Annotated in this window: 13 protein-coding genes and 1 pseudogene; 6 read left to right on the top strand and 8 right to left on the bottom strand. The window is 67.1% G+C overall.

The window, feature by feature from the left end; all coding sequences use genetic code 11:
• Positions 1-139: 139 nt before the first annotated feature.
• The 3 genes from Q8Z05_RS03800 (at position 140) to Q8Z05_RS03790 (ending at position 1,361) form a co-directional block, all read left to right on the top strand.
• A complete protein-coding gene (locus Q8Z05_RS03800) occupies positions 140-448 on the top strand; it encodes a DUF4244 domain-containing protein (protein WP_371745921.1) in 309 nt (102 codons plus the stop codon).
• A complete protein-coding gene (locus tag Q8Z05_RS03795) occupies positions 445-957 on the top strand; it encodes a TadE family type IV pilus minor pilin (RefSeq protein WP_305942167.1) in 513 nt (170 codons plus the stop codon). Before Q8Z05_RS03800 ends, Q8Z05_RS03795 begins: the two co-directional genes overlap by 4 nt.
• Before the next feature lie 128 nt (positions 958-1,085).
• On the top strand, positions 1,086-1,361 hold the full coding sequence (locus Q8Z05_RS03790; RefSeq protein ID WP_371745920.1) for an Rv3654c family TadE-like protein: 276 nt from the start codon (positions 1,086-1,088) through the stop codon (positions 1,359-1,361).
• Positions 1,362-1,421: 60 nt separating this feature from the next.
• Here Q8Z05_RS03790 and Q8Z05_RS03785 read toward each other — a convergent pair whose 3' ends face one another.
• Together Q8Z05_RS03785 and Q8Z05_RS03780 are read right to left on the bottom strand one after the other, a co-directional pair.
• A complete protein-coding gene (locus Q8Z05_RS03785; RefSeq protein ID WP_305942165.1) occupies positions 1,422-3,809 on the bottom strand; it encodes a DEAD/DEAH box helicase in 2,388 nt (795 codons plus the stop codon).
• Positions 3,810-3,923: 114 nt separating this feature from the next.
• Positions 3,924-4,616, bottom strand: a complete 693-nt coding sequence (locus Q8Z05_RS03780) for a GNAT family N-acetyltransferase (RefSeq protein ID WP_305942164.1) — start codon at positions 4,614-4,616, stop codon at positions 3,924-3,926.
• A gap of 144 nt (positions 4,617-4,760) precedes the next feature.
• Between Q8Z05_RS03780 and trhO the strand changes: the two genes are divergently transcribed.
• Positions 4,761-5,654 (top strand): oxygen-dependent tRNA uridine(34) hydroxylase TrhO, encoded by an 894-nt coding sequence (gene trhO / locus Q8Z05_RS03775; protein ID WP_305942163.1) that lies wholly within the window; start codon positions 4,761-4,763, stop codon positions 5,652-5,654.
• 24 nt (positions 5,655-5,678) lie between these two features.
• Here the strand turns inward: trhO and Q8Z05_RS03770 are convergent, their stop codons facing one another.
• The 5 genes from Q8Z05_RS03770 to Q8Z05_RS03750 form a co-directional block, all read right to left on the bottom strand.
• Positions 5,679-6,218, bottom strand: a complete 540-nt coding sequence (locus Q8Z05_RS03770; protein ID WP_305942162.1) for a hypothetical protein — start codon at positions 6,216-6,218, stop codon at positions 5,679-5,681.
• A 99-nt stretch (positions 6,219-6,317) separates the two neighbouring features.
• A complete protein-coding gene (locus Q8Z05_RS03765) occupies positions 6,318-6,866 on the bottom strand; it encodes a hypothetical protein (protein ID WP_305942161.1) in 549 nt (182 codons plus the stop codon).
• Positions 6,866-7,720 carry a hypothetical protein gene (locus tag Q8Z05_RS03760; RefSeq protein ID WP_305942160.1) on the bottom strand — a complete coding sequence of 285 codons (855 nt, stop codon included), beginning with the start codon at positions 7,718-7,720 and terminating at the stop codon, positions 6,866-6,868. Before Q8Z05_RS03760 ends, Q8Z05_RS03765 begins: the two co-directional genes overlap by 1 nt.
• Before the next feature lie 57 nt (positions 7,721-7,777).
• Positions 7,778-8,236 (bottom strand): hypothetical protein, encoded by a 459-nt coding sequence (locus Q8Z05_RS03755; protein WP_305942159.1) that lies wholly within the window; start codon positions 8,234-8,236, stop codon positions 7,778-7,780.
• A gap of 107 nt (positions 8,237-8,343) precedes the next feature.
• On the bottom strand, positions 8,344-9,531 hold the full coding sequence (locus Q8Z05_RS03750) for an NYN domain-containing protein (protein WP_305942158.1): 1,188 nt from the start codon (positions 9,529-9,531) through the stop codon (positions 8,344-8,346).
• Between the two features lie 115 nt (positions 9,532-9,646).
• Here Q8Z05_RS03750 and Q8Z05_RS03745 point away from each other — a divergent pair, with 115 nt between their 5' ends.
• Positions 9,647-11,278, top strand: coding sequence for a DUF7059 domain-containing protein (locus Q8Z05_RS03745; RefSeq protein ID WP_305943472.1), 1,632 nt, complete (start codon positions 9,647-9,649; stop codon positions 11,276-11,278).
• Positions 11,279-11,416: 138 nt separating this feature from the next.
• Here the strand turns inward: Q8Z05_RS03745 and Q8Z05_RS03740 are convergent.
• Positions 11,417-12,496: pseudogene (locus tag Q8Z05_RS03740) on the bottom strand (MFS transporter); the annotation flags it as partial.
• Between the two features lie 213 nt (positions 12,497-12,709).
• Between Q8Z05_RS03740 and Q8Z05_RS03735 the strand changes: the two are divergent.
• Entirely contained in the window at positions 12,710-13,345 is a 636-nt protein-coding gene (locus tag Q8Z05_RS03735) for an ArsR/SmtB family transcription factor (protein ID WP_305942157.1), read from the top strand.
• Positions 13,346-13,385: the final 40 nt, after the last annotated feature.

The raw sequence follows: 13,385 nt of genomic DNA, 5'->3' as shown, positions 1-13,385 counted from the left end.
CATGAACGGGGGCGCATGGTGCCCAAGTGTTCCTCCACAGCCGCCGCGCAGCAGTCTTTTCCACTTAGCCAAACTTCTCCCTTATCTCGCTTCGGGCGGGCCGGGAGAGTCGAAACAGCCGGCAAATCCGCCGGAGAAAATGAAAGGAACTGCCATGTCAACCACATCCAACCACCGTTCGTACGCCCAGTCCGAGCCCTCCGGTCCCGCAGATGCGGACGTCGTGGAGCTCTACCCCGGTGCCAGGGACGCGGCGCCCGCGGCGCCCGCGGCGACCCGGACGCGCAGACGGCTGATGGGATCCGAGGTGGGAATGGCCACCGCGGAATATGCCATCGCCACCCTCGCCGCCGTGGGTTTTGCCGGGATACTGGTGTTCATCCTTCGCAGTGATGAAGTCAGGGGATTCCTGTTGACCCTGATCCGGACGGCGCTGGCGCTGCCATGACGATGGGCGTGCGCGGCCGGGAAACGGCGATGAAGGGGGTCCGCGGTTCGGGGAAGGACTGTGGAGCTGTCACTGCCGAGTTCGCGGTGGCGCTGCCGGCAGTCCTTCTGCTCCTGGCGCTCCTGCTCGCGGGCTCGGCGGCGGGGATTACCCAGCTACGGCTCGAGGAGGCGGCACGGGCCGGAGCGAGGGCACTGGCGCGCGGCGAGGATTCCGGAGCTGTGCAGGGGATAGTTCGGCAGCTTGCCGGTGCCTCGGCATCATCGTCGATCGTGGCCGAGGGCGAATGGCTAAGCGTCACCGTTTCAGGCAGGGTCTCCGGCCCCGTCGGCTCAATGTTGCCGTGGACGCTCTCCGCCCGGGCCCTGGCACGGGGAGAAACCGCCCGGTCCGCAAGCCTGCATCCGGCGGAGAGCCAGTCCGTGGCGGCGTTGCCCGTCCTTGCATTGAGCGAAGATGTATTGCCCGTACCGGCTCGGGAACACATTTCGGAAGCCGCGGCCTCGTGATAGCCCGGAGGAGTCCGGACCAGGGCATCCCTCAGACGGGTCATCTGCAACGCGACCGGCGGACTGCCCGTGAGCGTGGATCCGGAACAGTTCTGGCCGCCGGGCTCGGAATGGTGGTGATGGTTGCCATGGCGCTCATGTTGCTGCTGGCCCAGTCCGCCGTGATGGCGTCCAGGGCTGCTTCGGCCGCCGACCTCGCCGCGCTCGCGGCAGCCGACGCGCTGCGCGGGATCACCCAGGGTGTGCCGTGCTCCGTTGCAGCCAACGTTGCGGCCCGGCACGGGGCGAAAATATCACGTTGCATCGAAGGGGGAGGTGACACCGTGGAAGTCCGGACGGAACTCCTGCACCGAAGTATGTTCGGCGCCGCTACCGGCCACGCCAGGGCGGGACCGCCGCCATGAGCGCGCACCATAAGCCGCACTCCATGACCCCCTCCGATGACCACGCAGCGATGAGCCGGCTCAGAACGGGGTTGCGTGCTCTTCCGCCCGGGCAGCATCCGGCTGTTCGGTGGCGTCCTTCAGGAGGACGTCGATCAGGGTGATGGCCGCCGCCTTGTCCAGCGGGTTGTTCTTGTTGCCGCATTTGGGCGACTGAACGCAGGACGGGCACCCGGCGTCGCATTCGCAGGCTGCGATGGCGTCACGGGTGGCGGAGAGCCACACCTTGGCTTTGTCGAAGCCGCGTTCGGCAAAGCCGGCGCCGCCGGGGTGCCCGTCGTACACAAAGATCGTGGGCACCCCGGTGTCGGCGTGGATGGCGGTGGACACACCGCCGATATCCCAGCGGTCGCTGGACGCCACGAGCGGGAGCAGCCCGATCGCAGCGTGTTCGGCTGCGTGCAGTGCGCCGGGGAACTGGGCTTCGATCAGTCCGGCACCGGTCAGCGACCGGTTGTCCACCACGAACCAGACAGCCTTCGTGAACAGGTCCCTGGCGCCGAGCTCCAAAGGTTCTTCGCCCAGGATCTCATTCGAAATCAGTGCCTTGCGCTGGAAGGAGACCACCTGTGTTGTCACCTTCACGTCCCCGAAGTGCACGGCGACGTCGCCCCACTGAGCTGTCCGCTGCGTCTCCAGGACTTCGATCTGGGTCACGTCACGGGCCGTCGTGTAGTAGTCGGGGTTGGCCCGGCGCACCATCACGCAGTGGTCCGCCTCGTTCAGGTCTTCCACCACGTAGCTGTCGCCTTGATGCACATAGACGGCACCCGTGTGGGCCTGGTAGTGCGTCTGGGGCGAGTCCATGGTCCCAAGCAGTGAGCCCGTTTCGGCGTCGACGATGCTCACCGGGCCGCCGCCGTCGGCCCTCAGGTTCACCATGGCCGCCGCGCTCTGCGGGTGCGTCCAGAACCAGCCGGCCGGACGTTTGCGGAGGTAGCCCTGCGACACGAGCTGGTCCAGCAGTTTCTCCGACGTCGGGCCGAACAGATCAAGCTCCGCGTAACCGAGGGGAAGTTCGGCTGCGGCGGCGCACAGATGGGGCCCGAGCACGTACGGATTGGAGGGATCGAACACCGTGGCTTCCACGGAGACATCAAAGATGGCTTCCGGATGGTTCACCAGGTAAGTGTCCAGCGGATCGTCGCTGGCCACGAAAGCGGCGATGGCGTCCTGGCCGGCGCGCCCCGCCCGGCCGATCTGCTGGAAGAGGGACGCCCTGGTGCCGGGCCAGCCGGCAACCAGGACGGCGTCGAGCCCGGAGATGTCGATCCCGAGTTCAAGGGCGGACGTGCTGGAGACACCGAGGAGTTCCCCTGACCTCAGGGCCTTCTCCAGCGCCCGCCGCTCCTCGGGCAGGTACCCGGAACGGTACGCCGCCACCCGTTGGGGGAGGCTGGGATCCACCTCGTCCAGGAGCCGCTTGGTAATGGCCGAAATGGTCTCAGCGCCGCGCCGGGACTTGATGAACGCGATGGTCCGGACACGGGAAGAGACAAGGTTGGCCAGCAAGTCGGCGGTTTCGGCCACGGCGGTACGGCGCTCTTTGGCGCCGTTCTCGCCGCGCAGCTCCGTGAGTGCCGGCTCCCAGAAGGCAACAGTGGTGGAGCCGTGGGGTGAGGAATCCTCGGACACGGCCCGGACGGGTGCGCCGATGAGCCGGCCGAAAGACGTTCCCGGTTCGGATGCCGTTGCCGAGGCCGCGATGAACACTGGACCGGGTTGGGAGGTATTGGCGCTGTAGTAGGCGCAGATGCGCCGCAGCCGGCGCATCAGGTTGGCCACGTGGGAGCCGAAGACGCCCCGGTAGCTGTGGGCCTCGTCCACGATGACGTACTTGAGCCGGCGGAAGAAGCTGGCCCACCAGGCGTGGTTGGGCAGGATGCCGAAGTGCAGCATGTCTGGGTTGGCCAGGATCAGGTTTGCGTGGTCCCGGATCCAGCGCCGCGACGCCGGGTCAGTGTCACCGTCGTACGTTTCTGCCCGGACAGTCGGGAGCCTGAGCGAGCGGATGGCCGCGAGCTGGTCGGCAGCCAGTGCCTTGGTGGGGGAGAGGTACAGGCCCACCGCACCGTCGTCGTGGATTTTCCCCGGCTCGGATAGCACCCGCAGCTCCGAGCGGTGGATGGCGTCCAGGGCAGGCAGCTGATAGGCCAGCGATTTACCGGAGGCGGTGCCGGTGGCGATCACCACATGTTCGCCACCGTGGGCAAGGTTCGCTGCCTGGATCTGGTGACGGTACGGCTCGTGGATGCCCAGGGACCCGTAGGCCTCGATGAGATCGGGGTGGGCCCATTCCGGCCAGGGCTCGTTCACGGCCTGCCGCGCGGGAATGGTGCGGACATGACGCAGCTGCTCCGGGTCCGGGCCACGGCCCAGCAGCGGAATCAGGGAGTCATGCGGGTTCACTTCAATATTGTTTCATCCGGGCTCAAATCGCCCGCAGGAGAAGCCCGGATCAGCACCTGGCAGCATCAGCAGCCGGCAGCGCCGGCAGGGGCAGCCGACGTGCAGGACGCGGGGTCAGCCGACGGAAAGGTCGGCGCCCTCGTCGGAGGCAGACAGCATGAGCACATGGCACAGCGTTGTCCAGCCCAGGTGCGAATACAGCTTCTGACCGTCCAGGGACGCCAGCAACAGACCGTTTTCCACATCGTGTTCGAAGGCCTGCGCCGCCAGCGCCTTCATGATGAAACTGCCCAGCCCGCGCCGCTGATAGGCCGGTTCGGTGACGATCTTGTCGAACACCGCGGTGTGGCCCACCACGAATACGCGACCGCTCGCCGCCAGGGATTCGCCGGCGCGCACCACGGCATGGTGGACGCCGTCGCTCTTGGATGTGGTCAGTTTCAGGTCATCATCCGAGAGCCAGGGATCTTCGGAGTCCTGGGTTTCCATGTCCACGATCATCATTGTCTGGGAGGCGGAGGTGACCTTGAGGCCCACCTGCTGGGCCAGATAGGAATATCGCTGCACATCGTTGGTGAGGACGGTCAGGATCCGGGCCGGTGCTTCAGCGGTCCTGGCTGCAAGCTCGGAGAATTCGGTGTCCGACGGATCGTGGGCGAAGTATTCCCAGTCCCCGGTGGTGTCCGCGCGCAGGACCGCCGGGAAGCGGCCTTCCATCCGCGTCTCGTAGCCTCGGCAACCGGCCCATCCGGTCACCCAGATTTCCACGAGGCGGGTGATGTCTTCAACCATGGCGTCTGGGCTCATGTGATGAGAGTATTCCAGCGGTGCCCTCAGCAACAGGGGTCAGGGTTCGGGAAACAGTCTTGCTTACCGAATTGTGACCGACGCCGCCGGTAGGGTCTAAGGCCCCGTTTCGGGCGCTTTCAGTCAACAAGTACCCTTAAATGCGTGGCTCTAAACAGGATTGTGCTCTTTTACGGCTTTACTCCGCTCGCCGACCCCGACGCCGTGCGCCTCTGGCAGCGTGCCCTCTGCGAGAAGCTGGGCCTGACCGGACGCATCCTCATCTCCAAGGACGGCATCAACGCGACCGTAGGCGGCGAGCTGAACGCCGTCAAGCAGTACGTGAAGACAACACGCGAATACAAGGGCTTCCACGGAATTGACGTCAAGTGGTCCGACGGCGGAGCTGCCGACTTTCCCCGCCTCAGTGTCAAAGTCCGGGACGAGATCGTGTCCTTCGGAGCCCCCGGCGAACTCAAGGTCAATGCCGACGGCGTCGTGGGCGGAGGCACCCACCTCAAGCCTGAGGAACTCCACCAGCTGGTGGACGCCAAGAAGGAACGCGGCGAGGACGTGGTGTTCTTCGACGGCCGCAACGCGTTCGAAGCCCAGATCGGCAAATTCAAGGACGCCATCGTTCCGGACGTGGCCACCACCCACGACTTCATCAAGGAACTTGAGTCCGGCAAGTACGACGCCCTCAAGGACAAGCCCGTGGTGACCTACTGCACCGGCGGCATCCGCTGCGAAGTTCTCTCCAGCCTCATGGTGAACCGGGGGTTCAAGGAGGTGTACCAGCTCGACGGCGGGATCGTCCGCTATGGCGAAACCTTCAAGGACCAGGGCCTCTGGGAGGGTTCCCTCTACGTCTTCGACAAGCGCATGCACCTCGAATTCAGCGAGGACGCCAAGACCATCGGTGAATGTGTGCGCTGTTCGGCCCCCACCAGCAAGTTCGAGAATTGCTCCAACCCGAGCTGCCGCACCCTCACGCTCTACTGCCCGGACTGCGCCTCCAGCCCGGAGACCCTCCGGTGCCCGGAAGGATGCGCCGCGTAGCCGGTTTTCGGATTAGACCGGTGTTCAGATCCGGCTGAACCGGTAGGCGAAGTTCGCAGCGGTCTGGGCCGCCACCTCCACGCTGAGCACGGCGTCCTCGGAAACATAGATCACGTTCACCCTGGACGTTCCACACCGCAGGCTCAGGTCCACGAGCGCCAGTTCCCCGTTGCGCACCGTGAACGACACTCTGCGCTGGCTCTTGCAGGCTAGCGTCAGCGAGTATGTCCCGCTGGGCAGATGCCCTGTGCTCTCCTGGCGTGTGGTGCCCGCTTTGAGCAGTCCGAAGCCCGTGTGGAAGACCTGGCCCGCCGTGTCCGGGAGGACCCGCTCAACCCAGTCGTCAAGTTCCGCCCCGGTCACCGGGAGGTTCCGCCGGGGATCCTGCGGGAGCGCCGCGTCCGTGAACGGCGGCGACGTCGCGGTGGGCAACGGCCCGCGGCCGTCGTCGTACACGTACTCACAACCGCTCAGCGCAACCGCGCCGGCCAGCACCCCGGAAAGCACGACGGCGGCCGCCGCGGCCGTCCGCCGTGGCACCCGGGGTGCCTGCACAGTGTGCATACTCCGACTCTAGGCCTGCCGCCAGCTTCAAACCAGAGAGGTTCCGGACGGCACCAAAACAGCGCCGTCCCTGTCGGCACGTAACGTCAGAACGCGGTGTCAGGGCGCTGAACCGATGCGTACAGCGCCCACAGCCGCTTTGTGCACCCGGCTTTCGTCCGGACTGACCAGGTAGGCAGTCACAGGCCCGGTGCCAAGCTGAAGCTGCCGCCTGACCGGTTCCCCGCACGGCACATCGATGACCTCGGAGTTGCCCGCGGCTCCGCGCGAGGTGATCACCAACTGCGCCTCCACTGCGCCCATACAGGCCGCCGTCACCGTGTACGTGCCCGCGTTCGTGAGGACGCCGTTGTACGTCAAACCGCCTCCGGCTGCACTGTGCCCGCTGATGCCACCGGCTGCCCCGCCCGCACCCGCGGGAACGTCCGCCATCATCAGTTCCACGGCGCCCTTGTTGCGTTCCAGCTCAGCCTCAAGTTCGGGATCGACGGAGGCGATCGGAAAGGGGCCGGCTGCCGCGGTGGTTCCTGTCCCGGACGGTCGCGACGGGTCTGGCCCGACGTCGTTCGCGTATTCACACCCGGCCGCGCCGGCGGCGAGCAGGACAGCGGCCAGGAACACCGCGCCCTGTCCCACCCGGTCAGCCATTACTGCCCGCTCCCGGCGGCGGGCACCAGGCTGTAGGCGGCCTGGACGGGATAGTTGTTCGAGTCCACCATCACCATAACTCCCTCCCGACCGACCGGAACGTCCGCGGGAAACGGCCTGCCGCAGGGAACGGTGCCGGAGAAAAGGTCCTCACCCCTGGGCTGGAGAACGGTGACGTCGACGGTGGCCGGGCCTTGGCAAACTAACGTCATGGTGAGCATCCCCGGCACGTCGACCGGCCCGGAATGATGCCACTTGCCTGCCCAGGGGTAGCCCCGGAATTCGCCTGGCCGTTCGGCGCCGAGCATCCCGGCCGCCCAGGCAGTCGTTTCAGCGGCGGACGGACCCCGGGGAGCCGGATCCGGGTCCAGCCTGAGGCCTGTGTACCCATACGGCGCATCCGGGGACGGAACAACTCGGGCGTTGATCGGGCCGCCTTTGTGATCCAGGTACAGCACCTTGCCCATGCCGCACCTGAATGATGTGCGTTCCGGCTCGGCACTGCCTGACTGCACCGTGAGCTCGGCACCCGGCGCGGCCACGCAGGCAGCCGTGAGGAAATATTCTCCTGCGGAAATGTCCGCCGCCCACGACGCCGCGTTTCCCGCAGCATAAGGAAGGCGGTCGTCGCCCGGCGGCCCGAGCAGCTCCGACAGTGCATCGATGTAGGCCTGCTGGCTGTGGGGCGTAACCCGGCTCTCCGGGCTGGAGTCCGACGGCGGCGGGGATACAGCGCCGCCCGTCACCTCACGGTCGTCCGGGTATTCACAACCTGCCAGCGCCGCCACAAGCGGGATCAGAACGGGCATAATCGCCCTGACGCCCAACATCCGCTTCCCCCAAAGAGCTGACATGCCCCTGAGCATACGCACCCATGCGGACGATGCAAGTCACACCCCCGCCAGCCGAAGCTAGCTTCCTGCCGCCAGGTGATAGGCGTAGATGAGCGGTGCATCCACGCTGGCCGTGCTGACCTGCACGCGGCCGGCGGCGGGCACGGTTATCTTTGCGCGCTCGCGGCTGCCGTTGCAGGCGGCGCCCGCTTCGGCGAGCTTCGTGCCGCCCGCGGTGACGGTGAAGAAGGCCTTGCCTCCGCCGTCGCACGTCATGGTCAGGGTGTACACACCGGCCGGAACGTCCGCCGCGTCCTTGACCAGTGGCTCACGGTTGAGGATCTTGCCGGCGTCCTCAAGGACGGTTCCGCTGGCTGTCGGCAGGGCCGTGGCCCGCCAGGCGGGAACGTCGGCATTCTCGATCGATACGGCTGACGAGCAGGCCGAGGCGGCAATTACGAGGCAGGCGGCCGCGGCCGCCGTGCCGGCGACGCGACTCAGCGCGGGCCGCCGGGGCCCGGAGGTACGTGGAAACATACTTCCAACTTACCCGTTGCGACGGTCCCGCCCGGACCCCTGGCGGGCCTGGAGTTGACCGCTCAGCGCCGCCCGGCGCTCACTGCCTAATGCTGTGACCGGTGCTGTTACACGAGCTCATCGAGTCGGCGCCAGAACGCTGCCCGGATGGCCTTGCGGATGTCCTGGAGGTCGGTCTTCGCCTCACCGATCTTCGCGGCACAGTCCTTGATCAGGACCCGGTCTATGGTCGGCGGGAGCAGCGGGCGTTCGGCAAGGAGTTCGCTCAGTTCACGCTGGCTGACGCTGCCGTGCCAGTTGTCCGCGAGGCTGACAGCCACTGCTTCGGCACTCTCCACGAGGTCGAACCAGGGGCTTTGGGCTGCAGGTGCGCCGGTTGCAGTGGAATACACGGGCTCCCGCCGCACGGCGCCGGCTGCCGGAACAGGCCGCACATCCTGCGGCACACGTCTCGGACCCGGCGTGGGCACCGGCCTCCCTGATGGACCGGTCGGCCCGGCGGCAACGGAAGCAGCGGCGCGCGCTGCAGCCGCGGGGGATTCGGCGGCCTCCGTGCCGGCACCGGCGGCAGCTTCCGCATCGGCAGCGGCTTCTCCCTCTTCGGCCGCTACAGCTCCCAGGGCGGGAACCATGCCCGGCCCCGGGAAAGGTCGCGTGCCGGGAGCGGGGCCCGCGCCGTTGCCGGACACGCTGACTTCAACCCCGGTTTCAGAGGACGCGGCAGCATAGGCAGCAACCACCGGGGCCGACTTGGCAAAGCAACGGTCCAGGAGCGATTGCGGCAGGGTGGCGATGTCGTCCACCTGCAGGGCCAGGTGCTCCGCCACCGCAGTGACTCCCAGCCGGTGGCCCTGGTTCTCGATCCCCAGCAGCACCACCTTCATGCCGAGGTCCTGGGCGGCTTCCACCGCTTCGGCGAGGTCGTCGTCGCCGGAGAGCAGATAGGCGACGTCGGCCGAACGGTTCCGGGCGACCCCCACAAGGTCCAGGCCGAGCTTGAGGTCAACACCCTTCTGCTCGCCGTTGTAGGACATCCGCCCCAGCCGTACTTTGACGCCCGGCAGCAGGCCGATCCGCTTGTGCTCATCGCTGAACACGCCATCCTTGGCGGCGTCATACCAGTACATCCTCAGCAGATCCCGGCTGTCGCGCTCGCTCACAAAAGACTGGATGCCGTCCGCGAGGCTCTTGTACTGGACGGAAAACGCAGAACGCAGCGAATTCCCCGTGACCCGAAGACCGCCCGTGGCCAGGAGAAAACCTGCGTCAACGAAGATCACACTTTTGCGGCTCATGCTCTGAAGCATAGGTGGTGCCGCCGACAATTCCGCCGTACGGGGTGCGAGCCTGATGATCGCAGCCCGGCTGGCGCGGCCCGAACCATAGACTTGCACAGTGACTGAAACAGCGATGCACTTCACGGCCGGCAACACTTCCGACGCCCCGCGCAGCGACCTCCCGGAACTGCTCTCCGCGCTCGCCACGGACCTGCTTGCCATCGGGTACACCGTGGACGGAGTGGCGGGGCTGCTGGGGGAGTCCGCCTACTCCGCGCTCGGCCGCGACCAGCTCATCCCGGCGTTGATAGCCACCGAAGCCGCCGCGAAGGGCGACCCGGACGCAGCGGCGCTGGCCGCCGTCGTACGCCTGTGGCTGTTGGCGGTGCCGCAGCGCGCAGACGTGCTCGACGCCGCCCTGCCGGGGATCCGCACGGAGGGTCTCCTCACGCTGGGGCTCGTTGAAGCTCCCGCATCGCCGGGAGGGACCGGCACGGAGGCCATCACGGCGAAAGCCGATCTGCGGCCCTACGGGTGGGGCGGGAACGGCAGCGATGCGCCCGGCGCCGACCTCTGGGTGGCCAGCGACCTCGCGGCACACCAGCAGCCCGGCGTCCTCCGCCACGACCATGTGCTGGGGATCGGGCAGGCCTCCACCACGCTGGTGCAGACCACCATCCGCCGCCCGGTGCCAAGGGCCCTTGACCTGGGCACCGGCTGCGGCATCCAGTCCTTCCACCTCTTGCATCACTCGGACCACGTGACAGCCACGGACATCTCCGCCCGGGCGCTGGCCTTTACCCGGTTCAACCTGCTGCTCAACGCCGACGCGCTCCGCATCGATCCGGCCAGGCTGGAAGACCGGGTGAGCCTGCGCCTTGGCTCGCTGCTGGAGCCCGTGGCCGGTGAAACCTTCGACCTGGCGGTGTCCAACCCACCGTTCGTCATCACGCCCCGGAGCCAGGGCGAAGCCGCCGCCGACCAGTTCACCTATCGGGACGGTGGCCTGCCCGGAGACGACATTGTCGCATCACTGGTCAGGGAACTGCCGTCCGTTCTCGCCCCCGCCGGAACCGCCCAGCTGCTGGGCAACTGGGAGGTCGCGGCGGGCACGGAGTGGCAGGAAAGGCCGCAAAGCTGGGCTGGTCCGGACGTGGACGCCTGGTTCATCCAGCGGGAACTGGTGGGGCCTGAACAGTACGCCGAAACCTGGCTGCAGGACGCCTCCCAATCGCGCGACCGGCGGCACTACCAGGACGCCTACGCCGCCTACCTGGACGACTTCGCCTCACGAAACGTGGCGGGGATCGGATTCGGCATGGTCTTCCTGCGCCGCCCTGCTGCCGGCGCTGCACGGGTCATCAGCCGCTTCGAGGAGATCACTTATCCCATCGAACAGCCCGTGGGTCCGCACCTGGGCGCAGCAGTGGAGCGGGCCGACTGGCTGGCGGCCAACAACCTCGCCGCCACCCACTTGCTGGTGGCGGAGGACGTCACGGAGGAGCGGCACCAGCGCCCGGGCGCGGAGCACCCCGGCGTGATCCTGTTGCGCCAGGGTGCAGGACTTCGGCGCACCAACCTGCTGAGCACCGAACTCGCCGGTTTCGTGTCAGCGTGCGACGGCGATCTGTCCGTCGGGCAGATCATCGGCGCCCTTGAAGCGCTGCTGGGCGGGGGCGACGGGTTCGACGGCGAAGCGTTCCGGAACGGGCTCCTCGCCGAAGTCGGGAACCTGGTCCGCGACGGGTTCCTCCTGCCCGCCTGAACCGGGAATGGCCGGTGCGGGGCCGCCCTCTTCCGGGTCTTTGTGGTCCGCGGCTTCGATTCCGGCACCACCCGGCACGGCAGGAGCTCCATCATTTGAACCGAAGCGCCAGAGCACGGTGATGGCGATGGTGAGGGACACCAGCGCACCAATCCCGCCGATCAGCAGGAAACCGGAGCGGATCGGAAGCATCGCCCCTAAGAGGCCGCCCAACGCCAGCGCTGCAACGGTGATGGCACGGGTCAGGCCGCCGATCATGGACATCGCCTGACCGCGGCCTTCCTCGGGCATCCGGAGGATCACGATGGCCCCGAAGCAGGCGTTGAGGACACCGCAGGAGACGCCCATCCCGGTGTAGGCGACGAACATGATGTCCACGGTCGGCACCAGCCCGATGAATGCGAGCACCGCGGACGTTAGCGCCATGGACCCCAGCAGGACCCGGAGCCGGACCGGGGATGTCTTGATCAGCCCGGCGAGGGCGGCCCCGGCGGCCATTCCCAGCGCAAACGCGGCAATAAGCAGGCCGTACTGCTCTTTGGAGGCGCCCATCTCGCCCCTGAGCAGGAACACTTCAAGGACGTTGGTGGCTTCTCCCACGGCAATGAAAAACAGGGCGCCGAGCACGAGTGCCCACACCAGGCTGTCCCGCCTGATAAGCCGGAGCCCGTCCATGAGTGCGGGCTGGCCGCGGCCGGCGCGTTCAGCGGCAGTGCCACGGCGGGTCCGGATCAGGAAGGCGCCGGCTCCCATCAGGATGTAACAGCCGGTTGCGACGGAAAACACCAGTACCGGGCCGCCCCAGCCACTTAACAGCCCGCCGGCAGCGGGACCGGCCATTCCCGCGATCATGATGGTCGCCTGCATGGTGCCGACAGCGCGGGGCGTCCGCTCTTCACCAACAATGCGGGGCAACAGCGCCTGGAATGTGGGGCCGGCCACCGCCTGGCACGCGTTCAGCACGATAGTCAGCACGAAGACCGCGGGGATGTAGTTTTCCAGGAAGTGCATGCTCAGGCCCATGCCTGCGACAGCCGCGGCACTGACCCCGGAAGCCGCCGTCGCGAGGGTCCGGGAATCCCTGGTGTCCGCCAGCCGGCCCGCCCAGGGGGCGAGGACCACCAGCGGCAGGGCCGCACACAGCAGGTAGAAGGCGACCAGCCAGGAGCCCGCCAAGGCCACAGTGCCTGCTTCGGCAGCCGCTTGGAGATGCAGCATCACGCTGACCACGACAGCACCCATGCCGGCGGCAGCCATAAAGCGCGCGCTGCTTGCGAGCAGGAAGTCCCGGCTTCGCCAAAGCGCTGAATCTCTTCGTAATAAGGCAGGCGATCTCCCGGCCGTGTCCCCCATGTCCGCGAAACTACTCCCGGCGCCAGTGGATGTCAAGCGTTTCTTTCAGAGTTGCCGGACGGCCGATAGAATGGAGGCGTGAATGCAGAGATTCCAGAGCCGGCCCCGGCCGCGGAAGAGGGCGCCAGACGCAGGGTACGGCCGGAGAAGAAGGTGGAGATCACCGATCCCAAGGCCATCCGCGCGCTGGCCCACGCGGCACGCCTGGAAGTGATCTCCGAGCTGTATTCCACCCAGGTCAGCCGGACGGCCACGGAGCTTGCCGTGCAGACAGGCCTGACCCCGAGCGCGATGAGCTACCACCTGCGTGCCTTGGAGAAGTGGGGCATCGTGGAGCCTGCCGCCACTGCCGGCGATGCGCGGGAACGCCGCTGGCGGGCCGCCGGAACGGATTTCACCATCAACTCGGGCGGCGGAGTGGCCAGCCCCGAGTTTGCAGTCCTCGACCTGGAACTGGACGCCTTTAGGCGACGGGTCAGTGCTTACGCCAAGGTCCGGGACGAGCGCCGGAACAACGACGAATCCACCGAGGCGCCCGGCATAGTGGTGCTCTCCAGCCACCTGCTGTACCTGACCCCCGCGCAGCGCTCGGAGCTGACCGCGAAGGTGCTGGGCCTGCTGAAGGAATACGAGTTGGAGGTCCCGGACCAGGTTCCCGGGGGTGCCGAGCGCATAGCCACAATGTGGTCCTTAATTCCGGACGACCGTAAGTGATGCCCCGCACCCGTTTTCCACATGAATGCGCATCATTCTG

It is taken from the genome of Arthrobacter oryzae, assembly GCF_030718995.1.
Classification (GTDB): domain Bacteria; phylum Actinomycetota; class Actinomycetes; order Actinomycetales; family Micrococcaceae; genus Arthrobacter; species Arthrobacter oryzae_C.
The sequence above is the reverse complement of the archived record's forward strand: the minus strand, read 5'-3'. Positions and strand labels throughout refer to the sequence as shown.

Coding starts and splice junctions, on each gene's coding strand:
- Q8Z05_RS03800 (WP_371745921.1), top strand. CDS start 140: ATGAAAGGAACTGCCATGTCAACCACATCCAACCACCGTTCGTACGCC.
- Q8Z05_RS03795 (WP_305942167.1), top strand. CDS start 445: ATGACGATGGGCGTGCGCGGCCGGGAAACGGCGATGAAGGGGGTCCGC.
- Q8Z05_RS03790 (WP_371745920.1), top strand. CDS start 1,086: ATGGCGCTCATGTTGCTGCTGGCCCAGTCCGCCGTGATGGCGTCCAGG.
- Q8Z05_RS03780 (WP_305942164.1), bottom strand. CDS start 4,616: ATGAGCCCAGACGCCATGGTTGAAGACATCACCCGCCTCGTGGAAATC.
- Q8Z05_RS03770 (WP_305942162.1), bottom strand. CDS start 6,218: ATGCACACTGTGCAGGCACCCCGGGTGCCACGGCGGACGGCCGCGGCG.
- Q8Z05_RS03765 (WP_305942161.1), bottom strand. CDS start 6,866: ATGGCTGACCGGGTGGGACAGGGCGCGGTGTTCCTGGCCGCTGTCCTG.
- Q8Z05_RS03760 (WP_305942160.1), bottom strand. CDS start 7,720: ATGTCAGCTCTTTGGGGGAAGCGGATGTTGGGCGTCAGGGCGATTATG.
- Q8Z05_RS03755 (WP_305942159.1), bottom strand. CDS start 8,236: ATGTTTCCACGTACCTCCGGGCCCCGGCGGCCCGCGCTGAGTCGCGTC.
- Q8Z05_RS03750 (WP_305942158.1), bottom strand. CDS start 9,531: ATGAGCCGCAAAAGTGTGATCTTCGTTGACGCAGGTTTTCTCCTGGCC.
- Q8Z05_RS03745 (WP_305943472.1), top strand. CDS start 9,647: ATGCACTTCACGGCCGGCAACACTTCCGACGCCCCGCGCAGCGACCTC.